The following is a 23,776-nucleotide window of genomic DNA, read 5'->3' as shown; positions in this document are numbered from 1 at the left end:
ATGATATCCAGGTGTGCAGATTATGAAATACACCGCAAAAAATAGCTCAAAAACAGCTAAATTGTCTGCTTATGAAGCAGCAGTATAAACGTGTCTTTACCTTTTTGTTGTGGTTGGCCGGTTCAGCCGGTTATGCACAGCATGCCTCCATCCAGGGCCGTGTTTTTGACGGATCCGGCAATCAGGGGCTTCCGTTTGTAAACCTGATTATTGCAGGCACAACAAGCGGCACAACAACCGCTGAAGACGGAACTTACCGCATTAGCGGACTTGAGCCGGGCTTTATCCGGCTTGAGGTTTCGTTTATCGGCTACCGGAATGTTATTTCGGCAGAAGTAGAAGTCAGTAATCTTAAGCCAGCGTACCTGGATATCGGACTTGAGAAAAGCAACACCCAGCTTAAAGAGATCGTGGTGACCTCTTCCGTATTCAGGAAAACGGAAGAAAGCCCGCTTTCATTAAAGACCATAGGTATTTCCGAAATCGAAAACAGCCCGGGCGCCAACCGCGATATTTCGAAAGTCATCCAGTCATTTCCCGGAGTTCAGTCAACCCCTGCATTCCGGAACGATATTATTATCCGTGGCGGCGGCCCGGCTGAAAGCCGTTTTTTTCTTGACGGCGTAGAGGTGCCGAATATCAACCACTTTGCTACGCAGGGAGCTTCGGGCGGCCCGGTAGGCATCATCAATGCCGATTTGCTGCGCGAAGTCAATTATTTTTCGGGCGCTTTTCCGGCCAACCGGGGAAACGCACTGAGCGGTGTGTTCGAGTTTTATCAGGTCGACGGCAACCAGGAGAAAATCCGGGTGCAAACCTCGGCAGGTGCATCGGAAGTAGCTGTGACCGTTGACGGACCGATCGGCGAAAAAACCACCTGCATCGTTTCGGCCCGCCGTTCGTACCTGAAGTTTTTGTTTAGTGTGCTGGAGTTGCCATTTTTGCCCACCTTCAACGATATGCAGTTTAAAGTGAAAACAAAGCTCGACCGTAAAAACGAAATTTCGTTTATCGGTCTTGCTTCGGTTGATCAGTTCGATCTCAACCTCGACATAAAAGAACCCGATGATCAGCAAAAGTATATTCTGGCTTCTATTTCCGAAAATGAACAGTGGAGTTATGCCACGGGAATTGTTTACAAGCATTATCGCGAAAACGGCTACCAAACTCTCGTGGTAAGCCGGAACCATTTGAACAATCGGGCTCAAAAGTACCTCGACAATGATTACAGTTCGGAAGAAAACAAAACCCTGGACTACCTTTCACAAGAGATTGAAAACAAACTGCGGTACGAAAATACGGCCCGGATGGGAGAGGCTAAGCTGAATTTTGGAGCCAGTCTCGATTTTGTGAGATACACCAACTCAACCAAACAAAAAAGGTATTACGCCGACGGGATCCTGGATGTTAATTACGCTACCGGATTAAACCTGACCAAATGGGGATTGTTCGGTCAGGCCAGCCATAAACTGGCAAACGACCGGCTTGCTTTGTCGGTTGGGGTGCGTATGGATGCCAACAACTATTCGCCGGACATGAGTTCACTGTTCGACCAGTTCTCTCCGCGTGTATCGGCATCCTGGCAATTCCGGCCCGGGTGGAGCCTTAACCTCAACAGCGGACGTTATTACCAGTTGCCGCCCTACACCACGCTGGGTTATAAAGAAAATGACGAATACATCAATAAAGCCAATCAGCTGAAGTATATCCGGGCCGATCACCTGATTGCCGGGTTGGAATATCAAGCCCGGCAAAACATGGTGTTCACACTCGAAGGTTTTCTGAAAAATTACAGCAATTATCCGTTCTCGGTGAAAGATTCCGTTAGTCTCGCCAACCTGGGAGCCGATTATGGGGTCATCGGGAACGAACAAGTGAGGTCTGTGTCAGAAGGGAGAGCCTATGGTCTTGAATTCCAGGCACGCATGGTTTCATCGGGCAGGCACAATTTGAATCTTTCCTATACCCTGGTCAGGAGCGAATTTGACGACAAAAACGGGAATAAGCTGGTTTCGGCCTGGGACAGCAAACACGTTTTGGTAATAACTGCGAGCCGGAACCTGAACCGTAGCTGGACAATCGGCGCCCGCTGGAGGTTTGTGGGCGGCCTGCCCTACACGCCTTACGATCTGGAGCGTTCATCGCTGGTGGAGGCCTGGAACCTGAACAACGGGCCTTATCTGAATAAGGGAAGATGGAATACGAAGCGCTTCGACCCGTTTCATCAGTTGGATGTCCGTGTGGACAAAGCTTATTACCTGGACAAAATTACGGCCAAGTTTTACATCGACATCCAAAACCTGTACGCTTTTAAAAACCGCGATCAGGATATCGTGGTGCGCGAAGAAGATGCTGCCGGCCAGTTTGTCACCACCAATAACGGAACCCGATATGTACTGAAACAGGTTGAAAATGTTTCGGGCACCGTATTACCAACCATCGGCATCATTCTGGCATTTTAGCTTAAATTTGCAGCATGACAGTACTCTGTATTCAACTAAACGAACCGGATCCCTACTTTAATTTGGCTACCGAAGAATATCTTCTGAAACAGTTCCATGATGACATTTTTATGCTCTGGCGCAGCGACTATTCCGTTGTTGTTGGCAAGCATCAAAATGCGCTGGCCGAAATCAACCACCGTTACGTGCGCGAGAACAACATTAAAATTGCCCGGCGGTTGTCGGGTGGAGGAACTGTTTTTCACGATCCGGGGAACCTCAACTTTACCTTCATTAAAAATGTAGAACGGCTCGAAGAGGTCAATTTCAAAATCTTTACCCGGCCGGTGCTGGCGGTTTTGCGGAAACTGGGACTCGATGCCTATACGACCGGCCGGAATGACCTGCTGATCGACGGTAAAAAGATTTCGGGGAATGCCGAACATGTTTATAAAAATAGGGTGTTGCATCATGGAACCCTGCTTTTCGACAGTCATTTAGAGAAGCTGAAAAAAGCATTGAATGTGGATTTGTCGCGCTTTGAAGATAAAGCCGTGCAATCATACCGGAGTCCGGTAACCAATATAGCCGATTACCTTTCACCCCGAATGAAGGTTGAAGAATTTGCTGCTTTCGTTTTTGAAACGATTGCTCAAAGTTATGCCGATCCGATCATTAAGGAACTAAATCAGGACGATAGAAAAGCAATCAGAGAACTCCGCGATGAAAAATATGCACAATGGGACTGGATTTACGGTTACTCGCCCAGGTACAAGTACCGAAATGAACTGACTTCAGGCCGGGGAAAAATCGCCTTCACCCTTCAGGTTGAAAAAGGGAAAATAAAAGAAAGCCTTTGGGAAGGGGCTATTCTCAGCGATCTGGCCGGTCTGGTCGCCCGGGAACTGAAAGGGCTGAACCACTCTCTCGAAGACCTGGATCCCGCTTTATCGGCCTTAAAAGAAGAGCTGGCCCGCGAGGGCATTTCCCCTACTGATTTACTGGATGCAATCCTCTGATATCCGGCAGCGAAAAAAACTAACGCAAAAAGGCATTCTCCCCACAGATAAAAAGTCTGTCCCGAAAAATGGTTACATCCCGGAGTTATTTGATCACCTTTATCGCCGAAACAGCCTTTCCTGTCCGCCCTGCGGCGTCAACTGCCACCACGGTAATACGGAAGGTCCCGGTGACGTTACCGGCCTGAACTTGCAGGTTCACCGGTTCGTTGGCATTAAATTTCGAGGCCGGCTCCCAATACAGGCTCGTTGGATTGCGCTGACCGGATTTCGCAACAGTACCGGAAAAATCGCGGGAAACCCGGAAACCGTCAGCATACAGGTTCTCCTCAACTTCGGAAACTTCGGGAACGATTTCTCCTCTTTTTGTCCGTATTTCGATCAGGCCGACCGAGTTCAGGCCGGTATAACGCTGAATATCGATGGGGGAAGTGGAAACATTGATCGACTCGACATCGGTAGGCGAAATGCTGTTCACCGCCGAGGCGCTGGTTCCCATTTTCTGGCCGTCAATCACAATTAATGCCCCATCCTGCGCCATCAGCGAGTTTTGCCCGCCGGGAAAAATAATTTTATCGCCATCGAGCTGGTACGGTTTGATCATTTTTATAACATCCAGGATGGAGGAGCCGGAGCTCAGCATTTTCCGGTAGTTTTCGTCTTTTGACGGCGCTTTAACAGCCGGCTTTTTCATTTTTGAAAACAAATGGCTGTTTTCCTGATAAAAACGGCTGTCTACCTTCGGTTTCTCCCATGAGGCTGTTTGTATCATAAACCGTTTAACCTGCCGGGCAAGCTTTTCGCCGGTGTTGCCGTCGAATGCCACGGTCAGTTTATCGTTTCCTTCGGCATCGATGGCCTTTACCACGTACTTGTCAAGTTCGGCCAGCCCGATTCCCGTGAACACAAAATACCCGTTCGCGTCGGTTGTTACATTCATAATCCGTACATTCGAGGTATTCAGCAAATTCACTTTGGCATTGGGGACCGGCTCGTCGTACTTGTTTAAAACAAGGCCTGACAGCCAGTTTTCGCCTTGCTCAGACAGGTAGTTGCTCCGGTCGAACCCCAAAACAGTATCCCAGGAAAAATTTTTAAACCGGTTGCAAATCAGCAGGTAGTTGAGCGAATTTTCGGAGAAAGTTCCGTCGGCAATCATTTGTGAAAGACCTGGAACCGGGTATTCCAGTAAATCGTTCAAACCAAAACTGCAAAGAGGGTCATCCGGCGATTTTAATATTTTTGGGTCGGCAGCTACCGATACGGTCATGATTCCCGGCATGGCTTCACCGGACTCCGGCCGGGATTTGATTTTTAACTCAAACTTCTTGCCCGCCTGAACAGTTTCCTTTTCTGTTTCGATTGAAAGCTTGAGTTGATCCCGCTTATCCACATAAACCAGGCGGTCGGCCATTAAGCGGTCATCCGGGTTGAATACCGAAAGCATGCAGATTCCGTTAGGAAGATTGTCTTTGGGAATTTTTACCCTGACAGCTCCGGCCACTTCCATTGGTGAGGCCCAGAATAACCGGCTTCCGCGTGTAGCCATCAGGTTAACCGACCGGGTTTCACCGTTGGTAAAAACGAGATTTGCATAAATAAAATCTTCGTCTGTTTTCTGAATGGAAAAGGTAAAGCCATCGGGATCAAAAGCGGGCAGATCAAAAACCTGTCCGTTTCCCAACTCGCCGGTAATTTTCAGTTGATAAGCCGTGTTAGTTTTCCCGTTAAATGGAAAAACGCCAAAGCCAGCTGTAAACGTTTTTGTTTGAGTAAGGGCGCCTGCGCCTTTTTCAAGGATATCGGCCTCAATGCTGACGGGTTGTCCCAGGCTGTTTGTTACGCGGTAGCCAATTTTGAGTGGGGTACCGGCAACCAGCTGCCCTCCTTCGGCAAAAAAACGGACCAGCAATTTGCCGGTATTTACCTGATACAGTTTTGAATAAAGAAGGTTTTTTGAGTTGTAAATTTTTAGCCGGAGCGGCCGGTCGAACGACTGCGAAGGGACATCTAAATTAAAACGAAGACTTCCATTCGGTTCGCTTTTCAGTTTATCTTTCAGCAAAAGCTGTTCGCCATGCAACAGTTCAAAGCTCAGTTTTCCCGACGACCTGGCCTTTCCCGACAGTTCGCTCAGGCTAAGTTCGATGAGGTTGCCGGCGCCTGCTTTTAATAGGGCGGGACTGGTTTTTACATCAACCAGCACCTCATCCGGGCTCATCGGGTCTATAAAAATCAGTTTCATAAAAATCTCATCTTCATCCTGTGTGACCGGTGTGTAAGCAACCAGGGCATACCTTCCTGCGGCCAAACCATCGGGGATGACGAGGTCTCCTTTAGCCGTACCATCAGAAAGCCGGTACACCTCGTTGATCATTTGCTCGCCCGATTCATGAAACAGAGCCACATTCAACTCGGTACTGACCGAAGCAAGCCCGTCGGCATTCAGGTTGCTGACCCAGGCGTTAAACCAGATGATTTCGCCGGGTTTATATACCTCTTTATCCGTAAAAAGACAGATATTTTCTACCGGATTGTCATTAAAATAATTGCCAAGTTGGGTGTGTAATCCTTCGATCTGACGCTCAGTCTGTGCAAAGTTGTACACGGGGAAAAGCGTGAAAAGCAGGAATAAAATTTTGTTTTTCATTTTAGTTGTTCTGTTGGGTTAATTGATGATCAGGAAAGGAATTTCCATCACGGGTGGTTTCATTTAGGTTGATTTTCTTCAGAGCGCGCCGAAGATCCTCATCCGGTTGAATGATGTTGAAGTTTCCCCAAAATTCTTTGTCGTAATCGATAATCATTTCGGTGAAAATATCGGTGGGCAAAAAGGTTTCGTCTTTGTGAAACCTTCGCAGGGTGGTTTTTTCGTGCCCGGTAACCAGCAAATCGGAGATGCTGTGAAAAACAGAGTTAATATGGTCTTTGCTGCTTCTCACGCGGAAACGAACGGATGTTTGCGCCGTGTTCAGGTTCCATCGTCCTTCGTTTTCTTTATAGGTAACAGTGTAATTCAGATCGAGCGGACGCACATTAAACCCCTTGGGTTTTTTACGGATCAGCGATTTTCGGGCGTACTTCATTCCGCTTTTCCCCAGGCTGAACTCGGCGTGGACCAGGGCAAAACTTTGCTGATCGATAAACAGTTTCCCCTGGTAACAGGGAAAATCAATCTTACCGGATGGCTCAAACAGGACAACGTAAGTCGGGCGGTCAAGATAATCGATCAGGTAATCCATCTCATACCTGTAAAAGCTACGGTATTCGGGATCAATAAAAGAATCCATCGTTTTCACCACATCCAGTTTGGTGATGTAGTAGGGGCCTCCCTGCATCTTAAAGTCGACCCACTTAAAAGGTTCCACATCGGGGCTTCTCCGTCCTTTCAGGTACCTGATCCGGTCTTCGCGGAAGGTTTGATCGTAGGGCGATTTCAGAATATTGATGATGGCTTCGGATGCATTGATGTATTTTTTGTCCTGCAGTAACACTTCGCGGTAGAACGAAGTCATCAGGCGGATTTCGTCCGGGTAGTTATCCGGAATATGTTCCATCATCTTGTCCAGGATCCGGACCGGGTCAATTGCCCTGACCTCAATTTCAGCCAGCCGGATATCAATCGGGCGCAAGGCTATGTTTACGGTTCTTTCGTTCAGGGTATCGAGTTGTACCGATTGTTGCCCGTATCCCATGCACGAAAAAACAATGGCGCTGTTGCGGTATTTTTCAGGCACTTTCAGTTCATACTGTCCGTCGCGGTTGGTGATCGTCCCGAAAGGTTCGTTTAAAACCGAGATACTGACATAGGGAATCGTTTCTTTGGTCCCGGCTTCGGTCACCAGGCCCGAAATAATCATCATGTCAGGGCTTGGTTCGGCCGGAAAATCTTTTAAGCGGGCAGAAGGCGGGCTTTTCAGCGTAATAATTAATTGGTCTTTCAGCTGTCGGAACTCGTATCCGTCTCCCAATAAATCGTTTAGTATCTCATGAATTTCCTGATCCTCGCAGCTAAACGAGACGATGTCGTCGGCATTAACCAGCAAGGGATCGTAGGAGAAACTCAACCCGGACAAACGGGAAATCTCATCCAGCGCCTCAGCCACGGTCCGTTCATAAATGTTCAGACTGATTTTCTGTTCCTGGGCAAAGGCTTCATTCTGCTGAGCGCCCAGACGGAACGAAATGCACGTCAGAAGAATGATGCCTGTTATTTGGAACCTGTTTCTCATTAAAAAATCCGCTGCAACTGAAAGGAAGTGGTAATTTCTTCTCCTTTACGTAAAACGGTTATCGAAATTTTCCGGTCTTCCTTGCTTTGCAATAATAAATTAATATCGTTTAAGGTCAGCGATTTGTGGTTGGTCTTGTTTACCGATAGGATCTGGTCGTTTTCCATCAGCCCGGCGTAATAGGCAGGCGAATTTTCACGAACCTGATCGATGGTAAAAACAGACATTCCCGGGAACGGGTTTGATATTTCAAGTCCGCTCATGTTATAATTAAACTCATCTTTGACCTTACTGGTGGGCCGGAGTTTAATCTGATTGCCCGGATAATCGATTGTGACGTAAAAGCGTCTCAGGATTTCGGCGCCGAGCGTTCCGTTCCGGTCGTCGGTAATAATCTGATCGACCAGACCGGCATCGGGGAAAGCGACGATGGGTTCGTAAAGGACCAGCGGCCCGACCCAGATTCCTCCGATCCGACCTTTTTTGCCGTACAAGTTGCCGTTTAAGCCGCGGCCCAGAAAGGTTTCGATGTGATTTTCAGGCAAACTGATCCGTTCGTCGGAGTTTGTCGACAACCAAATGGCATCGCTGGCGCCGGTATCGACCAGTAATTTTACAGGCACTTCTTCGTGCTTGTCGGTCATGATGGTTGTTCGCACGTAGGGTTTATTATGCTCAAAATGGAGTGGCATCACGATATCGCGGTTATTTACCCGCGAACGGTAATAATCGGGTTTGCTCACGGTGAGCTTATGGGCATCGTAGTCAATTTCTACCACAAAATCTTTAAATAAATTGAACCCGATCAAGCCATGAACCGGTAACCCAAGAATTTGCGATATCTGGAAGTTTTCACTGATCACCATATGGACTTCCTGATTAAAAGAAACCAATCCTCCTCCAATCTTCAAAGTGTTGTTTCCCGACCGGTAAGCGGTTAACGATTCACCCTCGCCCAAGCCCGAAACGGTCACCGGCTGTAAAAAGTTCAGGTTCAGCTTGTTCACATAAGGTAATTCGGTGATGATCGGGATACGAACACCGGTATCAAGAATAAAATTCAGGGTGTCAGAATCATTGATCATAACCGGAATGATAATCAGGTTACTGGCTGTTTTGAAATCGAGGGTGATTGTTTTTTTCCGGGGGTTATCAAATTCGAACAGATTTTTACCCGGCGAGAACTTCATTTCTTCCTCGTAACGAATACTTTCTTTCAGCGGAATATATTCGCGCACAACAAGAATATTGTCTTCAATATCAAAGATGAGGAAATAATCTTTCATCAGTTTATCCAGCACATAACGCATGGGCCTGTTCGAAATATTCAGGCTGATTTGTTTTCCTTCAACCAACTTTGAGTTATAGGAATAGTCGAGGTTGAAATACTCGCAAATCCGTTGAAGAACGCTCGACAAGGACTCTTCTTCAGCATAAATGCTGATGTTTTGGTCCATAATCGTTTTCTTTTGTTTTTCCTGGGCGGAAGCAACAAACGAAACCGACATCAGCAGGCCGGCTGTAAATAACATAGCAGCAAGGCTTTTCATAGCTTGAGTTTTCATGGCTCCGATTGGTTTAATTGATTCATACGCATTAACACATACTGATCATGCTCTTTTTTTACTTCCAGTTGGTGGGTCAGGGCGATTACCTGCAGAATAAAATCGAGCGAACGATCTTCAAAACGGGCAGTCAGGAGTAACTGCCCTGTTTGCTGATCTTCTGTTTTAATCTGAACCCGGTAAACTTTTTTCAGTTGTTCAAGGACCTCCGTTAAGGATGTTTTATGAAAGACTAAATCGCGTGTTTTCCATGACAAATAATTTGGATTGTCGTTTTTGCTTTTTTGTAATTCGCTGGTCGACAGGATATACACTCCTTTTTCCCCCGCGTTTAAAACAACCCGGTCAGTATCTTTTGCCTCTGTTTTTCTGTTTGAGACCTGCACCTTCCCGGTTTCCACAACCACTTCCACTTCGGCGTTCCCAGGGTAGGCGTTCACGTTAAAACTGGTTCCCAGCACTCGAATTACCGCGTTGCCGGCATGGATAACAAAAGGTTTTGCCACATCGGGCTGCACTTCAAAAAAAGCTTCTCCCTCGATCTGCACTTCGCGGGTATCTCCGCTGAATTTTTCGGGATAGTTGATTTTTGTATCATGATTTAAAGTGACAACCGAACCGTCGGGCAGTTCGATTTTTGACAGGCCGTGATTATCAACGGCTACCCCGGCCGATTTCAAATTTGCCCGTGGGCGGCTGCCGACATAAAATCCGGCAGAAGCTACGATAACTGCAAAAACGAATACGGCCGCGATCTTTAACAAGGGCCGGTTCAGCCGGGAGAGGATGCTTTTTGGACGCTGAAGCCGCGGGTGAAGTTTTTCATAAGCCTGCTGCGCATCAAATTCTTTCAGCATCAGGTAGCGGTCAACCTGTCGGGCTGTTTGAGAAATGCCGGCCAGTAACTCTTCCTCCAAATCGCCCAACCCAACCGGCTCTTCGCTACGCGCTTCATCATTGTACAGGCGCCGGGCAATAGCCTCCCATTCTTTTTCTTCGATTTCTCTGTTCTTTTGCATGTGTTCTTCTTTCTATATGCTCAATCCGGTTAATGCTCCAACCTTGTTTGATACAGAAATAAGACAATCGTCGCACCGGTCGACCCTTATTGTCAACTATCTTTTTTTCGAAAAAACAAAAAAACCAAGTAAATAATCTTTGTAATCTTTCAGCATTTCCCGTAATTGTTTCAGGGCCATGCCCATCTGGGCCTCTACCGTTTTGACCGAAATATTCAGGCGTTCGGCAATTTCCTTGTATTTCAAACCTTCCACGCGACTTAACCTGAAAATCTCCCGGCGTTTTTCAGGCAGGGAATGAATGCTTTTCTCGATCTGTTGTTGTAAGCCTACTTCCAGAAAGTAGGGTTCAGGATTGGGTTCGTGTTTCAACTCGTCCAAAACCTTACGGCTGTATTTTTGCCTGATTTGCCGTTGCTGGAGGTTGTTCAGGCATTCGTTCCGGACCGACCGGAAGAAGTATTGTTTAACTGAAGTTTCAATATGCAGTTGTTCCCTTTTCACCCAAATCCGGAAAAACACTTCCTGAACAACTTCTTCACTCTTTATTTTCTCTCCTAAAAATTGAAGGGCAAATACACAGAGCGGGCTGTAGTATTTCAGGAATAACACCCGGAAGGCATTTTCGTTACCTTCTTTCAATTTGCCAAACAATTCGTTATCGGTCAGCTTGTCCATCGGTTCTTATTGAAACGTCATGTTTCGTTTATGACAAATGCTAAGGTATTAAAAATAAGAGATGCTGCCGATAGGGAGGACCCGTAATACGCAGAGAATAATTTTGTAACATATAATTTTGTTTTTTTCACACCAATTCAGGCGTCACGACTGGCTTATGGGTTGATTTTTTTTTGACCTGCTTAAAAACATTCCGGGGAAACCGCCGTTTTATCCATGTAAAACACAAATAAAAAGTCATGAGAAAACTAATTGTTGTTACAATCATTTCATTTTTTGCTATTTTTTCGGCAAGCGCACAGGATTACAATACAGGTATTGGTCTTCGTGGCGGATTTTTTAGCGGTCTTACCGTTAAACATTTTCTGAATCAGTCACATGCTTTTGAAGGATTACTGTCCTCCCGTTGGCACGGTCTGGAGATTACCGGGCTTTACGAAATCCACCGCCAGGCTTTTAACGCGCCGCGTTTGAACTGGTATTATGGGTTTGGAGCCCATTTGGGTTTCTATGACGGGGACAGGTCGTCGCGTTTTGATGACGGAGACAACTATGTTGTAATTGGCGCCGATGGTATTCTTGGTATTGAATACAATTTTGCTGAAATACCGATTAACCTTGGACTGGATTGGAAGCCCGTCATCAACCTGGTTGGCGATACCGGTTTCTGGGGGGATGGAGCGGCTATTTCAATCAGGTATATCTTTTAAGTAAACCGGTTTTATGGCTGAATCAGCGATGCTTTCAAATGTGAAACTTTTTAAGTTATTTTCTTTGGATAAAGGAATTTTCCATTATTTTTGCATCGCTAATTCAGGCCCGGGTGGCGGAATTGGTAGACGCGCTGGACTCAAAATCCAGTGATAGCAATATCGTGCGGGTTCGATTCCCGCCCCGGGTACGGAAAAACAAAGAAAGCCGCTGATTTACAGCGGCTTTCTTTGTTTCTGGGGAACGAATGGGGAACGTTCAGCGTTTTGAGGCAACGATAAAAACAAGCAACAGTATTAATAACGCTCCGCCAATAATCAACATAGTTTCGGTTTGCTTTTTGGATTCTGCCTCTGACTGGGCTAAAGTTGCAGCTATTTGAGCATTATATACCTGGGTGTTTGCGTTGGCCGTTGCTTCTATTTCCTTGATCCTGGAATTTGAGCCAACCCCCAAAGATGGCAATACCGGGGCAACTGTTGAGGCAACGCCAGCAATACCGGTAAAGATTGAGCCAACAACCTTAAAGAAGCCAGACCCCCCGGAGGTTCCCCCGGTATTTGCTGATCTGTCACCGGTTGAAGTCGTTCCCCCGGATTTTGATTTTCCTTCAAACAAGCCCCAAAAGGAACTTTCCTCAGGCTGGTCCGCAACAAAAACAGATGTGCAAATATTTTGCTGATCAATCAGCGGTGTCGGGCTGTGGAATACTTGATTCATTTTCTACGGGTTTAAGTTCTGACTTAATTTGATTGCCCTTTGGCTTTAGTTTCTGGATGAAATCTCTCAGAACATCAGGAGTAACTTTTGTGCATGATAGTTTTCCTTCAACGATGTGCATTGAAAACATGTTCAGCAAAAAGGCATACATATTGTGTTTGATTGCGCTTTCCCTTTCTTCGTCGCTCATATTCTTTATGATCGGGGTATTGCGCACCCACATACTTCTAAATTCTTTATCATACAGGTTTCCGAAGTAAAACAACGGTCTGCCTAAAGAAAGAGAATCAATCATTTCGTTTTGTTTCTCTGCGAAATCAGGAATACTTAAGATAGTTTGACGAAGTGCAAACAGTTGGGCGGGGGGTAAACTCATCAATATTTCATTGGCTGAAAATTCCCGATCCCGGAATACTTCAATCGTTTCAACTTTGGCTTTCTGAACTGGCTCCTCCCGGTGCCAACGTTCAAGTAATTTTTCAAGAAACTCCCCTTGTGAATTTGTTCCAGAAGCCTCAAAAGATTCCCTGAACCATTCTTTTACATCAACAGATGATCTTATTGTAGTGGTACCTGTGGTACTTCTTGTAACCATAATCTAAGGATTCAAATTAGTTTATTGAATTTAAAATATCAGGGCGATAAAAGGCTCCACGACGTTTTTTTAACTGTACACCCGTAAAAGAATTTACTTCCTGGGCGTAATTCATCATTTCTGAATTTGATGGTCTGTCATCTGTCCATACCGGGCTTTCCGGTTCCGGGGCCATTGTAACAACATTGCTTTCGGAAGAAAAAAGAGCATTGAATGTAGATTTGAACCCCCGGGCCAGATTATCAATTAAGTTTGTTGGATCGGCTGTTTCATCACTTGAATTAACAGCTTCCTTTCTGCCAACCTTGACCAGATAAAAAAATAAGGCCAATAACATCAAATAGGATACAATGTTTTTCATTTCATTTCATTTTGAGGTTTAACACTTTCGTTTTCTTCAAGCTCTTTTATTAGCTCATCAACGTTATTAAAATTTCGCTTTTTTGCAGTCCGTTGCTCGGGTGGTATAGAATCTCTATACTGTAACAGTTCTTCTGAAATCAAAGAAGTTACCTTTTTTGTCTTTTTTTCAGAAGCTTTCTTGCCGGTAAAGTAACCGATCAAAAAAACCACCAAAATACCTGCAACTAATTGTAAAAAATTACCTGAATTTGGTTCCATAAAATAATTTTTAGGGGTTAATAATATACCAGGAGTACCTGGTTTTCATGATTTCACTTGTTTACCAATGTTTACTGGAAGTCTACCCCATGTACACATCATGATTGCATGAAAAAACATTTTAAACCAATGGATAAATTGATTGCAAACAATCCGTGTACATGAGATAAGGCTAACAGCATAGAAAAACGAGACTTTAAAAAAATAAAACCCAGCTTTTAAAAGAACGCTTAACAATTGGTTCAAAGGTAATGAGGGTAAAAATCACACTGGCGGGATATGGCTGGATATGGCCTGGTATGTCTGTTTTCTTTCTGAATAGTATTATTTAAGCCCAAAGTTGCCACGTATTTCAGAGGGTGTTTTTGACGTTTTTGAAAATTGGTACCTTAGCCATTCATCTATTTCATCATCCTGATATCCCAACTCATGCAAAATGTATCGAAAAACCCGGGGGGTTAAGGTTGTGGTATGCTTTGAATACTCAGGAAATAACTCATCAAGCTCACTTTGAAGGGGTTTTATTTTCCGGCTTAAAGTCCTTTCACTAAGGTTCATTAACTTAGCTATCATTTTTTTTGAGTATGGTTCAGGGATGATCATTTAAGCGGATTATTGCAAATGAAATCATTGAAATCTTTATATCCCGGGTACAAGGTTACAGCCTGGTTTGTTGCATTCGGGTTTAAATCAGCGACCCGGTTAAAGGCTTTTTCTCCGGCTGTATCATTATCCAAATAGGCATTTACCTGGCAGGCTGATTTTATTAGCTGTTCTGCATATTTAAGGTTTTCAACCGTGTTTAAAATAACCGTCCGGTTCCTGGGCTTTGATGTTTTATAAAAGGTTAGTGCGGACAGGAAATCCATGAATCCTTCAAAAATATTTAGTGAATGAGTTTCCCCCGGAATGGTGGTTAGGTATTTTGGGCTATTGCAGCATTTATGGTAGCTGTTCCGTAACTCAAAACCGCCTTTGTCGTTCTGGAAAGCTAAAGCGAAATATTGTTTTTCTTTGGCCCTGTAATATGCCTCCATTAAATATTTGGATGCTGTTTTTACATCGATCTTTCGTTTATACAGGTATTGTATCAATACTTTATTCTGAAGTGGCTGAATGTGCCTTATTTCGATCCCTGGCTTTGATTGCTTTTGCTGTAACGGAAAAGAAAAAGATTGTTTTGAAATCTCCGGGCGTTGCAGAATCAATAATGCACCGGCTACGTTTGTACAATTCATAGCCATGACCAGGGAAATGATATCTCCACCGGTGCCGGTTCCTATATCGTACCATGAATTTTTGCGGGTATCAACTTTGAAGCTTGGTTTTTCATCTTTCCGGAGTGGCGATTTATACCATAAAAAAACACCGTAAACCCGTTCCGGTTTCTTTCCCAGGCTGTACAGGAAGTTTTCAATTTTAATCGTTTTGGCTTGATCGCAATTCATGTTTTTTTCTTTTTCAGATCAGCAATGGTGTGTAAAAATCCTGTGAGATTGTGAGAAAACAGATAAATAGCTGGCATAGTGCATTTTAGCTTCTCACAAATTTCTCACAATTCTCACAAATAAATTACGCTGTGAGAATGTGCGGTAATTGTGAGATAATTGTGAGATTTATAATTAACTGAAAATAAATAATATAGACATATTTAACTCACAACTCACATTTTATTTTATAAAATCACATCTTTTAAACGTGTAGTATCTTCCATTTTTACCATGCTTGTCCATTACTGGAACTTCATTATTCTCACTCAACCAATGGTAAGTATGATAATATTTAGGCTCTTTTTCTTGCTCATATCCCCATTTGCCTTTTACAATATCGATCACATCTGTACTTTTAGAATAAACACTACTCTCATTTTTCAGCAGATTTAAAATATCTTTGGGGGTAAACTTCAATTCATCTTTTTGAAATGTAAGAAACTGATCTATTAGCAAAGTCTTTATTTCCCTTTCCAACTGGGTTGTACCTTTCAGTTTAATTTCCCTTAAAGCATTGGTAAATAATTGATCGGGTGTAAACCACATCCGTGTACTATGTGGAGTTTCGATTATTCGGGTACTCAAAAATTTCAAAAAAAATGGTATCTCGGAATTTAAATCTTTCAACATACCAATATTTTCATTCTCAATGGTTGGAACTTTCCTTATCCAAAATCGAATTTCATCCGGTGGTATCTTTATAAAATCGGTTTCGTTATTTGAGCAAAGAATGAACTTACCAAAAAATTCTTGTTCTATCTTATCCCTTCCCTTTGCTTCGCTCTTTATCGTTTTGGTTGTTGATAAATTTTTTATGCGTTCAGCATCCTCCTTTTTATCAAGTAAAACCTCATCAACACCAATAATTAATTTTGAGGTCCAGCCGGAGTTAAATTGATTCCTAAAATCTTCATTGGTGTTAATTGTCATGTTTCCCTTATAAATAGATTTCAGCCAGTTTAAAAAGGTTGTTTTACCGGTGTTTCTTTCGTTGGAGACAAGACAGAGGATCGGAAGAATTTGAGTAGGGTATCTAAATATGATTGTTAGAAAATCAAGGCCGATATCAAGTTGCTCCCCGAATATGTGCTTCAGAAAAATCATAGTGTTTGAAAATTCCCCATTTGCTGGCACCCATGATATCGGCTCATAAAGATTATAGGCACCGTTAACACCGTTCTCTAAATCCCGGTTAACCTCTCTTTTGTAGTTCAAATGATCGGGAATAAGACAAAAAGAATCATACTTTGGAATTCGGTTTAATCTATATGTTTTCCCGTGATCTTCATCAACTACAGTCTTATTCCAGGGTATAATTTTTCTGTCTTTATCTCCTGATGAAAGCGGCTGTTGAATAATTTTAAAATATTCGGTTCCAATCCTTAGATATGGAATTCCATCATACTTTACGTGCTTATCTGGCTCATTTTTCTTTCCGTTTAAGCTACTCATAAGTTATTATTGAGTTTTTGAAAAATTCGATCTGCTTTTATTATTGTCCGGCATTGCTGATTGATCTTTTGATCACTTGCCGCCAGTCGCTTTTTAAGCTCAATCGTTTCAGGGGTTTCAGATAATTTGTTTAGTTGTTCCAGGGCTTCTTTTGTCTGTTTCTCCTGGGCCGACAAAGCAAGCTCAACAAGCGCCTGAACCAAGGTTTTTGTTTTCATGTTCCTTTTTTCCATTTATTATTCTCATGTGTTCTGTATTGTCATCGGTCAGTCCTAATGATTCGCGGAGTAAACTATTATGTTTTTGAAGGGTCTCAATATACTTTTCTTTTAATTCAAGCTGTTTTTGTTTTTCTTCAATCATCCGGCTAAAGTAAATTTTCTCATTTTCGACTTCCTGTAACATGGACGTCAACTCTTTGATTTTTTCATTCTCCGGGGGAAGCAATGAATCTTCAATAGGTTTCAATGCTTCTATAGTCTCAGATAAATCATAAAGGGCGGTTTGGGTTTCATTATCCCATTCATCTAATGGAAGTGTATGAGCTATAAGCCTGTAGCATTTAGTAAGTGATTCGGAAATGCTATGTCCATTGGCTTTGATTAAATCTGAAATCGGTTGTAAGTGTTTAAAATTTTCCATTGTTGTAAGTTTTAAATGTTTGAATTTCTTAATGATGCAATAATTTCGGATTTGAGAAAGAATGTTTTGCGGCCGGTACCATGTTCTTTGAAGATACCTTGCTTTACCCGCCTGCGGAGTGTGGGTATTGACATACCTGTAAATTTTGCGGCTTGCACCTTTGACAGGCGTTCCTGTTCAAAGGAATCATCTGTTTGCGTGGGTTTGGCTAATGCCCGTTGAACAGCTTTTTCAACAATCAAACCGATCTCTGTTTCACCGATCACGACAATTCGATTTTCTTTTTCCATCGGTAAAAGGTTAAAGATTAAAGGTTTCTTTAAGAGCAAACCTGATTAGATCAGCTACCGTTACTTTCCGGCTGACACAGTACTGCATAATCTTCCTATGCTCCGATGGGGTAACAGGCACAAACAGCCGTTTTTCCTTTTTTTCCCTTACGGGGATTTCTTTTTCTGTCATGTGTAAAGAATTTGATTAATATGTATGCGCAAATATATAAATAAAAATTATACAACATTCCAAATACGACTTAAAAAAACAAATAAAAGTTGTTTATAAAAATTTTCATCTTTGTATTATGTCTTGATTTCAATGATTTACAAATACTTTTTATAACTTTGAGGAATAAATATGAATCATGAGGGCAATATTGGATAAGGTAATTGAACTTCGCAAATCAAAAAAAATCAGTCAAAAGGAAGTTGGTGAGGAACTTGGAATAAGTCAAGCTGCTTATGCAAAAATCGAAGCAGGATCAAGCATTACTATTGATCGCCTTTATAAAATAGCTGAATTTTTAGGAGTTTCAGTTGGTGATTTACTCGGTATAGAATTGCCGTCAAACAAGAATGTAGAAGATTTAAAGACTCAAATTGAAGAGCTGAAAAAGAGAATTTCAGAATTGGAAGAACAGTTGAATGATAAACGTCATATCATTGATTTCTTATCAAAGAATGATTTAACACTTCCTTTTGCGTCAAGGTTATACTACGAAGAAAATCCAAACGAATATATAAAAAAAAGGGATTTTAGTGATCTTGATTCATTGCTTGAAGAAATTGAAAAAATGCCTTACGATTCAAGCGATAGCAAAAGCCAAATCAAATATATTCAACGTAGGTTGGAGGAAATGAAAAAAAACAAATCCAAATAGTTTTTTTATCTCCACCACCACAATTTGTCCTGATACTTTCCGGTACAGCTCGTACCCATATTTTTAAAGTTGGCAGATCCGGATAATATTTAGCGGTACTTCCGGAGCTAATTGACTCGAGCTATTTAAATAGTTCATTTATTGGCTTTGCTTTCCCTTCCTTCACTTCTTGAATTGCATCCTTTATTTCATTCATTAGTGTTTCTTTCCGTATGTCATATTTTGATTGCCTCCGGTTTCTTCTGTTAATGGAACGTTTGCCAAATTTTACGATACCAGGGATATTTTTCAGATAGCATAGAATATGCCTTTCAAAAATAACATCTATTTCAACTCCTTTTAGTTTTCCCTTATGTCCCATCATAACTCATGTACATTTAGCAAGGTATTAGTAATGATATCGGCACTGGGCGATATACAAAACTTCATCTTCAACCTTATACACCAGGCGGTGTTCACCGGTGATCCGGCGTGACCAATAGCCGGAAAGGTTTTGTCTCAGGGCTTCGGGTTTACCGGTTCCGGCAAATGGTGTGCGCTGGCACTCTTTTATGAGGGCGTTGATTTTCCGCAAAACCTTCCGGTCATTGTCTATCCAGTACTGGTAATCTTCCCAGGCTGACTTGTCCCAAAAGATATCCATTATTCTACAATTTGCCGTTTTACCAAACCTTGTTTGGCGTTTATGTTCTCAATGGCACGTTCAAGCCGTTCCCGGTTGATTTTGCTCCGGTTTAGGTGCATGGTTTCCTGTATGGCGTTAAACTCCGCCAGCGACATCATAACAATACTTTTGCCCTTTGGCCTGTGAACAACCAACAGTTCTTCATTGTCGGTAACCTGGTCCAGGTTTGCTTTCAGGTTTTGCCGTAGTTCTGAATAGTTAACTGCTTTCATCTCATCTATTAATTTAGTACAAAATTACGTACTTATTTAGAGACTGCCAAAAGCTTTAAACATTTCTTCCTTTTTCATCTCATCGGCAATTTTCAGATACTTATCAAAAGTTGCTTCCTTTTTATGGCCGGTTATAGACTTAATGATCTTCACATCCAAACCCTTCATAAAACCAATGGTAATAAACGTTTTTCGGGCCGTATGGGCTGTTATTAACTCATACTTTGGATGTACGGTTTCAATCACTTTATTTCCCCGGAATTCAAGTCGTATGGTTTGCGCCGTAATACCTGCCAGCTTGCAACATTCTTTGATGTATTCATTTAATTTTGGATTAGATAACCTGGGCAAAGGAAAGATCGATCCGTCATTATACCTGTCTATGATCGCTTGCGCCTGTGGTAAAATCGGGATACGGTCATCCTGCTTTGTTTTCAGGATGTTCTTTACAATGTATCCATCCTGAAAATGTTCATACCGTAGTGAGGCAACATCCGAAAACCGTAAGCCTGTCAAACAGCCAAAGCAATATAAGTCCCTGGCTTTAGAAAGTCTGTTGTTCCCAAATTTGTAATTATACAAGGCTTTAAACTCATCAGGGGTCAAACAAACAACCGATTTATCTTTTTCAGCAAATGAATACTTCCGGTGATCCAGGGAATTGTAATATCCTTTGTCGATCGACCATTCCAGAAATGATTTAAACTTTGCTACATAAGCCGCAAAACTGTTGTTTTCTAATTCCTCAATTTCAAAAGCATAATCGTACAGCTTTTCAAAAAACTGTAAATCAATATCCGGGAATTGAAGCTTCAGCCGGTAATGTTCCTGGTATCTTTGGATGAAGTTTTTGGCCGTATTTCTATTTCTGGTTGTGTTGTATGCAACCCGGCTCTGGTTAACATCCATAAATTCATCATAAGCCGTCCAAAAGTCCTTTTGGGAATTTCCCAATAGTTTACCCTGCAAAAAGCCTTCAACGATGTTTAGATCAATCAGAATACCCTGGAATTTCAGATCATTAAAATAGTTCTTGGCTTTATCTTCATATTTTTCAAGTAGCTCATTAATTTCTTTATGTCGGTTGTATGGCTCACTTTCCCGATTTGGGGAAACCCTTTGTTTCTTTGTATTCCAATACCTGGGTTTAACTTTTTCGATAACTTTATACCTGGCTGTTGAATCAACAGAAATTTTTGCCCTGATCGGTACAAAACCATTTTTATCAGTTTTGCTCTTGTTGATGTGAAAATGTATCTTAGCCATTAGTTACATCGTTGGTTACGGAACAAATATAAGGAAAAGGGGAACGAAAAGGGGAACGTTCTTTGTAAAAAACAGGTGAAATATAGAAAAAATGACAGAAAAGAAAATCCAGTAATGGTCTGATTTAATGAACCCTTTGGTAAATTAAGAAAGACAGCAAAAACATTAAATGATTCCCGCCCCGGGTACGGAAAGAGGCTTGCTCAAAAGAGTTCAGCCTCTTTTTTTTGTACGCAGCGGATGTTTCAGGCGGAGTAAATGTTTGCAGAGCTGTATGTGTTGATCCCTTTTTTGTTTTTATCTTCGGTGAAAATTTGGGCAGAGGCTGAACACCATGAACTTTTTACCGTTCAACTAAACATTAGCCGGATGATCAGTTTTGTTCAAACATCATAAAAACAACACTATGCCTGAAAACAACAATCCACAAAAAAGGCTTTTCTTATTGGATGCTTACGCGTTGATTTACCGTTCGTATTTTGCCTTCATTAAGAATCCCCGGTTCAACTCAAAAGGGTTGAACACCTCGGCGATGCTTGGTTTTACCAATACGCTGGAACAATTGCTGAGTAAGGAAAATCCCACGCACCTGGCCGTGGTTTTTGATGTGCATGCCCCGACATTCAGGCACCGGATGTTTGAAGCGTACAAAGCGACCCGTGAGGAGATGCCCGAAGATTTGCGCAAGGCTATCCCCTGGGTGCGAAAAATTACCGAAGCCTACCAGATCCCTATTCTCGAGAAAGAGGGTTTTGAGGCCGACGATGTGATCGGCACCCTTGCCAAAAAGGCGGAGAAGGAAGGTTACACGGTGTATATGATGACGCCCGACAAGGATTACGCCCAGTTGGTTTCGGAGCATATTTTCATGTATAAACCGGGGCGCGGGACCAATGAGAATGAAATTTGGGGAGTTCCGGAAGTGCAGGAGAATTTTGAAGTCCAGAATCCGGAACAGGTGATTGATATTCTGGCGCTGATGGGCGATACGGCCGACAATATCCCGGGCTGCCCCGGTGTTGGGCCCAAAACGGCCATGAAACTGATTTCAACTTACGGATCGGTCGACGGTCTGTATGAGCATATCGGCGAATTAAAAGGCAAACTGAAAGAAAATCTGGTTGAGTTTGAAGAGCAGGTCCGCTTGTCGCGTAAACTCGCCGAAATTATTCAGGATGTACCGGTCGGATTCGACGAATCCAGGCTGGTGATGGAAGAGCCGGATTGGAAAAAACTGAGAGAAATCTTCACTGAGCTGGAGTTTCGAAACCTGGTACAGAAACTGGGTACTGCGCAACAACCGCAGGCGGCCCCCAATTTTGAGCAGGGAACTTTATTTGGAGCGGCTGAGCCGGCGGCGCCGGTTGTGCGAACCGACCTGGCAAACATCGAAAACACGCCGCACGAGTATTATCTGGTAGAAAATGCCATGCAGCGTGCCAGCCTGCGCGCCGAGTTGTCGGTACAGGAAGAGTTTTGTTTTGATACGGAAACAACCGGGCTGGATACCCACCTGGCTGAACTGGTTTGCCTGTCGTTTTCGTTTCGTAAAGGCGAGGCTTTTTGTGTAACCCTTCCGGAAAACCGCGAAGAAGCAACAAAAATTGTCGGGGAGTTCCGGCTGATTTTTGAAGATGAAAAAATCCGTAAAATCGGGCAGAATATCAAATACGACATCCTGATGCTGCTGGCTTACGGCGTGGAGGTCAAAGGACCCTTGTACGATACCATGATTGCCCATTACCTGATCCAGCCTGAGTTGAGGCATAACCTGGATTACCTGTGCGAAACCTACCTCGGCTACCTGAAGGTTGAAACGGAAAGCCTGATCGGCAAGAAGGGCAAAAGCCAACAGACCATGCGGCAGGCATCGTTGGAGAAGTTAAAGGATTATGCCTGCGAAGATGCCGACCTGACCCTGCAACTGAAGTTTGCCATTGACCCGGAACTGGACCGGACCGGTGTACGCGCTGTTTTCGAAGAAATTGAAATGCCGCTGATCCCGGTGCTGGCCGACATGGAAATGACCGGGGTAACGCTGAACACCAACGAGTTGGATGCGTATGCCAAAGTACTTCGGGTACAACTAGTCGAACTCGAAAAAGAAATCAGGGAACTGGCCGGTGAAGATTTTAACCTGTCGTCACCCAAGCAGTTGGGGCCGATCCTTTTTGAAAAATTAAAGATCGACAGCAACGCGAAAAAAACCAAAACCAGGCAGTATTCCACATCCGAAGAGGTACTGGCCAAGCTGCTCGACAAACACCCGATCGTGGGAAAGATCCTGGACTTCAGGGGGCTGAAGAAGTTATTGTCGACCTATGTTGAAACATTACCCCAACTGGTTAATCCCCGGACCGGGAAAGTGCATACCTCGTACAACCAGGCGATTGCCGCTACCGGGCGGTTAAGTTCGACCAACCCAAACCTGCAAAACATCCCCATACGCGATGAGAACGGCCGCGAGATCCGTAAAGCGTTCACAGCATCTGATGAGAATCACCTGTTTTTGTCGGCCGACTATTCGCAAATTGAATTGCGCATTATGGCCGCCCTGAGCAAGGACGAGCAAATGATCGGGGCTTTCCGGGATAACCAGGACATTCACGCCATCACGGCAGCAAAAATTTATAAAATTCCGTTAAGTGAAGTAACTTCCGATATGCGCCGAAAAGCCAAGACCGCCAATTTTGGGATTATTTACGGTATTTCGGCTTTCGGGCTTTCCGAAAGGCTGACTATTTCGCGCACGGAAGCCAAAGAGCTGATCGACGGCTATTTTGCCAACTTCAGCCAGGTAAAAAACTATATGGACGAAAGCATCCGGGTTGCCCGCGATCATGGTTACGTGGAAACCATCAAAGGACGGCGCCGGTATTTGAACGACATCAATTCGGCCAATGCCGTGGTGCGCGGTGTGGCCGAGCGGAATGCCATCAATGCCCCGATCCAGGGCTCGGCTGCCGATATCATCAAACTGGCTATGATCAACATCTGGCGCGAATTACGCCGTCAGAAACTTCAGGCTAAAATGATTTTGCAGGTACACGACGAATTGAACTTTGATGTGCCCAAAGCGGAGTTGGAACAGGTGAAACAAATTGTGAAAGAACAGATGGAACAGGCGGTGGATATCGGCTTGCCGTTGACCGTTGAAATGAATGCTGCGCCCAACTGGCTCGAAGCGCATTAAAAGATGGAGGACATGCTGCATTAAAATTTCTGTATGATTGATTTAATCATTAGTTTTAGATCTTCATTTATTGAAATGC

The 23,776-nt window shown here is 43.4% G+C and carries 23 protein-coding genes and 1 tRNA gene; 6 read left to right on the top strand and 18 right to left on the bottom strand.

Translation table 11 applies throughout. The features are described 5' to 3' along the window. The first annotated feature begins 71 nt into the window (after positions 1-71). Together ACOIT5_RS06900 and ACOIT5_RS06895 are read left to right on the top strand one after the other, a co-directional pair. The gene (locus ACOIT5_RS06900; RefSeq protein ID WP_423129741.1) at positions 72-2,462 is read left to right on the top strand and encodes a TonB-dependent receptor; all 2,391 of its coding nucleotides are present in this window, start codon (positions 72-74) and stop codon (positions 2,460-2,462) included. A gap of 14 nt (positions 2,463-2,476) precedes the next feature. Further along, complete coding sequence (locus ACOIT5_RS06895; protein ID WP_423129740.1) at positions 2,477-3,460, top strand: lipoate--protein ligase; 984 nt, start codon at positions 2,477-2,479, stop codon at positions 3,458-3,460. An 85-nt stretch (positions 3,461-3,545) separates the two neighbouring features. Here the strand turns inward: ACOIT5_RS06895 and ACOIT5_RS06890 are convergent, their stop codons facing one another. The 5 genes from ACOIT5_RS06890 to ACOIT5_RS06870 form a co-directional block, all read right to left on the bottom strand. Continuing rightward, entirely contained in the window at positions 3,546-6,110 is a 2,565-nt protein-coding gene (locus tag ACOIT5_RS06890) for a carboxypeptidase regulatory-like domain-containing protein (protein ID WP_423129739.1), read from the bottom strand. Between the two features lies 1 nt (position 6,111). Further along, positions 6,112-7,692: a carboxypeptidase-like regulatory domain-containing protein gene (locus ACOIT5_RS06885; protein WP_423129738.1), complete on the bottom strand. Its 1,581-nt coding sequence runs from the start codon at positions 7,690-7,692 to the stop codon at positions 6,112-6,114. Then, positions 7,692-9,257: an aspartyl protease family protein gene (locus tag ACOIT5_RS06880; protein WP_423129737.1), complete on the bottom strand. Its 1,566-nt coding sequence runs from the start codon at positions 9,255-9,257 to the stop codon at positions 7,692-7,694. The genes ACOIT5_RS06885 and ACOIT5_RS06880 overlap by 1 nt, the downstream gene beginning before the upstream one ends. Further along, the gene (locus tag ACOIT5_RS06875; protein ID WP_423129736.1) at positions 9,254-10,276 is read right to left on the bottom strand and encodes a FecR family protein; all 1,023 of its coding nucleotides are present in this window, start codon (positions 10,274-10,276) and stop codon (positions 9,254-9,256) included. The genes ACOIT5_RS06880 and ACOIT5_RS06875 overlap by 4 nt, the downstream gene beginning before the upstream one ends. Before the next feature lie 96 nt (positions 10,277-10,372). Then, a complete protein-coding gene (locus ACOIT5_RS06870) occupies positions 10,373-10,954 on the bottom strand; it encodes an RNA polymerase sigma-70 factor (protein WP_423129735.1) in 582 nt (193 codons plus the stop codon). 239 nt (positions 10,955-11,193) lie between these two features. On the opposite strand from ACOIT5_RS06870, the gene ACOIT5_RS06865 reads away from it, so the two are divergent. Both ACOIT5_RS06865 and ACOIT5_RS06860 read left to right on the top strand, forming a co-directional pair. Continuing rightward, on the top strand, positions 11,194-11,664 hold the full coding sequence (locus tag ACOIT5_RS06865) for a hypothetical protein (RefSeq protein ID WP_423129734.1): 471 nt from the start codon (positions 11,194-11,196) through the stop codon (positions 11,662-11,664). A 107-nt stretch (positions 11,665-11,771) separates the two neighbouring features. Then, positions 11,772-11,855, top strand: a tRNA-Leu gene (locus ACOIT5_RS06860). Positions 11,856-11,923: 68 nt separating this feature from the next. On the opposite strand, the gene ACOIT5_RS06855 is transcribed toward ACOIT5_RS06860, so the two are convergent. From ACOIT5_RS06855 to ACOIT5_RS06815, 9 genes are all read right to left on the bottom strand, one after another. Next, positions 11,924-12,385, bottom strand: coding sequence for a hypothetical protein (locus tag ACOIT5_RS06855; RefSeq protein WP_423129733.1), 462 nt, complete (start codon positions 12,383-12,385; stop codon positions 11,924-11,926). After that, positions 12,348-12,980, bottom strand: coding sequence for a hypothetical protein (locus ACOIT5_RS06850; RefSeq protein WP_423129732.1), 633 nt, complete (start codon positions 12,978-12,980; stop codon positions 12,348-12,350). The genes ACOIT5_RS06855 and ACOIT5_RS06850 overlap by 38 nt, the downstream gene beginning before the upstream one ends. Positions 12,981-12,996: 16 nt before the next feature. Then, positions 12,997-13,341, bottom strand: coding sequence for a hypothetical protein (locus ACOIT5_RS06845; protein WP_423129731.1), 345 nt, complete (start codon positions 13,339-13,341; stop codon positions 12,997-12,999). Then, entirely contained in the window at positions 13,338-13,601 is a 264-nt protein-coding gene (locus ACOIT5_RS06840) for a hypothetical protein (RefSeq protein WP_423129730.1), read from the bottom strand. The genes ACOIT5_RS06845 and ACOIT5_RS06840 overlap by 4 nt, the downstream gene beginning before the upstream one ends. Positions 13,602-14,200: 599 nt before the next feature. Continuing rightward, positions 14,201-15,049, bottom strand: coding sequence for a toprim domain-containing protein (locus tag ACOIT5_RS06835; RefSeq protein ID WP_423129729.1), 849 nt, complete (start codon positions 15,047-15,049; stop codon positions 14,201-14,203). Between the two features lie 222 nt (positions 15,050-15,271). Continuing rightward, positions 15,272-16,543 carry a primase-helicase family protein gene (locus ACOIT5_RS06830; protein ID WP_423129728.1) on the bottom strand — a complete coding sequence of 424 codons (1,272 nt, stop codon included), beginning with the start codon at positions 16,541-16,543 and terminating at the stop codon, positions 15,272-15,274. Continuing rightward, complete coding sequence (locus ACOIT5_RS06825; protein WP_423129727.1) at positions 16,540-16,761, bottom strand: hypothetical protein; 222 nt, start codon at positions 16,759-16,761, stop codon at positions 16,540-16,542. Before ACOIT5_RS06825 ends, ACOIT5_RS06830 begins: the two co-directional genes overlap by 4 nt. Then, entirely contained in the window at positions 16,727-17,185 is a 459-nt protein-coding gene (locus tag ACOIT5_RS06820; RefSeq protein WP_423129726.1) for a hypothetical protein, read from the bottom strand. The genes ACOIT5_RS06825 and ACOIT5_RS06820 overlap by 35 nt, the downstream gene beginning before the upstream one ends. Positions 17,186-17,196: 11 nt before the next feature. Beyond that, entirely contained in the window at positions 17,197-17,475 is a 279-nt protein-coding gene (locus tag ACOIT5_RS06815; RefSeq protein WP_423129725.1) for a helix-turn-helix domain-containing protein, read from the bottom strand. A 350-nt stretch (positions 17,476-17,825) separates the two neighbouring features. Here ACOIT5_RS06815 and ACOIT5_RS06810 point away from each other — a divergent pair, with 350 nt between their 5' ends. Further along, on the top strand, positions 17,826-18,341 hold the full coding sequence (locus ACOIT5_RS06810; RefSeq protein WP_423129724.1) for a helix-turn-helix domain-containing protein: 516 nt from the start codon (positions 17,826-17,828) through the stop codon (positions 18,339-18,341). A gap of 121 nt (positions 18,342-18,462) precedes the next feature. Here the strand turns inward: ACOIT5_RS06810 and ACOIT5_RS06805 are convergent, their stop codons facing one another. The 4 genes from ACOIT5_RS06805 to ACOIT5_RS06790 are packed head-to-tail and all read right to left on the bottom strand — an operon-like array spanning position 18,463 to position 20,504. After that, positions 18,463-18,705 (bottom strand): hypothetical protein, encoded by a 243-nt coding sequence (locus ACOIT5_RS06805; RefSeq protein ID WP_423129723.1) that lies wholly within the window; start codon positions 18,703-18,705, stop codon positions 18,463-18,465. A gap of 24 nt (positions 18,706-18,729) precedes the next feature. Next, positions 18,730-18,984: a Txe/YoeB family addiction module toxin gene (locus tag ACOIT5_RS06800; RefSeq protein ID WP_423129722.1), complete on the bottom strand. Its 255-nt coding sequence runs from the start codon at positions 18,982-18,984 to the stop codon at positions 18,730-18,732. Beyond that, positions 18,984-19,238, bottom strand: a complete 255-nt coding sequence (locus ACOIT5_RS06795) for a type II toxin-antitoxin system Phd/YefM family antitoxin (protein ID WP_423129721.1) — start codon at positions 19,236-19,238, stop codon at positions 18,984-18,986. Before ACOIT5_RS06795 ends, ACOIT5_RS06800 begins: the two co-directional genes overlap by 1 nt. A gap of 36 nt (positions 19,239-19,274) precedes the next feature. After that, positions 19,275-20,504, bottom strand: coding sequence for a site-specific integrase (locus ACOIT5_RS06790; RefSeq protein ID WP_423129720.1), 1,230 nt, complete (start codon positions 20,502-20,504; stop codon positions 19,275-19,277). Between the two features lie 406 nt (positions 20,505-20,910). Here ACOIT5_RS06790 and polA point away from each other — a divergent pair, with 406 nt between their 5' ends. After that, entirely contained in the window at positions 20,911-23,697 is a 2,787-nt protein-coding gene (polA, locus tag ACOIT5_RS06785; RefSeq protein ID WP_423129719.1) for a DNA polymerase I, read from the top strand. Positions 23,698-23,776 lie beyond the last annotated feature (79 nt).

It is taken from the genome of Gaoshiqia hydrogeniformans, assembly GCF_049347105.1.
Lineage (GTDB): Bacteria > Bacteroidota > Bacteroidia > Bacteroidales > Prolixibacteraceae > Gaoshiqia > Gaoshiqia hydrogeniformans.
The sequence above is the reverse complement of the archived record's forward strand: the minus strand, read 5'-3'. Positions and strand labels throughout refer to the sequence as shown.

Excerpts from the sequence above, each read along its gene's own strand:
- ACOIT5_RS06875 (WP_423129736.1), bottom strand. The coding sequence starts at position 10,276 with ATGCAAAAGAACAGAGAAATCGAAGAAAAAGAATGGGAGGCTATTGCC.
- ACOIT5_RS06800 (WP_423129722.1), bottom strand. The coding sequence starts at position 18,984 with ATGGATATCTTTTGGGACAAGTCAGCCTGGGAAGATTACCAGTACTGG.
- ACOIT5_RS06885 (WP_423129738.1), bottom strand. The coding sequence starts at position 7,692 with ATGAGAAACAGGTTCCAAATAACAGGCATCATTCTTCTGACGTGCATT.
- ACOIT5_RS06810 (WP_423129724.1), top strand. The coding sequence starts at position 17,826 with ATGAGGGCAATATTGGATAAGGTAATTGAACTTCGCAAATCAAAAAAA.
- ACOIT5_RS06820 (WP_423129726.1), bottom strand. The coding sequence starts at position 17,185 with ATGGAAAATTTTAAACACTTACAACCGATTTCAGATTTAATCAAAGCC.
- ACOIT5_RS06895 (WP_423129740.1), top strand. The coding sequence starts at position 2,477 with ATGACAGTACTCTGTATTCAACTAAACGAACCGGATCCCTACTTTAAT.
- ACOIT5_RS06845 (WP_423129731.1), bottom strand. The coding sequence starts at position 13,341 with ATGAAAAACATTGTATCCTATTTGATGTTATTGGCCTTATTTTTTTAT.
- ACOIT5_RS06900 (WP_423129741.1), top strand. The coding sequence starts at position 72 with ATGAAGCAGCAGTATAAACGTGTCTTTACCTTTTTGTTGTGGTTGGCC.
- polA (WP_423129719.1), top strand. The coding sequence starts at position 20,911 with ATGCCTGAAAACAACAATCCACAAAAAAGGCTTTTCTTATTGGATGCT.
- ACOIT5_RS06825 (WP_423129727.1), bottom strand. The coding sequence starts at position 16,761 with ATGAAAACAAAAACCTTGGTTCAGGCGCTTGTTGAGCTTGCTTTGTCG.
- ACOIT5_RS06790 (WP_423129720.1), bottom strand. The coding sequence starts at position 20,504 with ATGGCTAAGATACATTTTCACATCAACAAGAGCAAAACTGATAAAAAT.
- ACOIT5_RS06850 (WP_423129732.1), bottom strand. The coding sequence starts at position 12,980 with ATGGTTACAAGAAGTACCACAGGTACCACTACAATAAGATCATCTGTT.
- ACOIT5_RS06815 (WP_423129725.1), bottom strand. The coding sequence starts at position 17,475 with ATGGAAAAAGAAAATCGAATTGTCGTGATCGGTGAAACAGAGATCGGT.
- ACOIT5_RS06855 (WP_423129733.1), bottom strand. The coding sequence starts at position 12,385 with ATGAATCAAGTATTCCACAGCCCGACACCGCTGATTGATCAGCAAAAT.
- ACOIT5_RS06805 (WP_423129723.1), bottom strand. The coding sequence starts at position 18,705 with ATGATGGGACATAAGGGAAAACTAAAAGGAGTTGAAATAGATGTTATT.
- ACOIT5_RS06830 (WP_423129728.1), bottom strand. The coding sequence starts at position 16,543 with ATGAGTAGCTTAAACGGAAAGAAAAATGAGCCAGATAAGCACGTAAAG.
- ACOIT5_RS06835 (WP_423129729.1), bottom strand. The coding sequence starts at position 15,049 with ATGAATTGCGATCAAGCCAAAACGATTAAAATTGAAAACTTCCTGTAC.
- ACOIT5_RS06795 (WP_423129721.1), bottom strand. The coding sequence starts at position 19,238 with ATGAAAGCAGTTAACTATTCAGAACTACGGCAAAACCTGAAAGCAAAC.
- ACOIT5_RS06890 (WP_423129739.1), bottom strand. The coding sequence starts at position 6,110 with ATGAAAAACAAAATTTTATTCCTGCTTTTCACGCTTTTCCCCGTGTAC.
- ACOIT5_RS06840 (WP_423129730.1), bottom strand. The coding sequence starts at position 13,601 with ATGGAACCAAATTCAGGTAATTTTTTACAATTAGTTGCAGGTATTTTG.
- ACOIT5_RS06870 (WP_423129735.1), bottom strand. The coding sequence starts at position 10,954 with ATGGACAAGCTGACCGATAACGAATTGTTTGGCAAATTGAAAGAAGGT.
- ACOIT5_RS06880 (WP_423129737.1), bottom strand. The coding sequence starts at position 9,257 with ATGAAAACTCAAGCTATGAAAAGCCTTGCTGCTATGTTATTTACAGCC.
- ACOIT5_RS06865 (WP_423129734.1), top strand. The coding sequence starts at position 11,194 with ATGAGAAAACTAATTGTTGTTACAATCATTTCATTTTTTGCTATTTTT.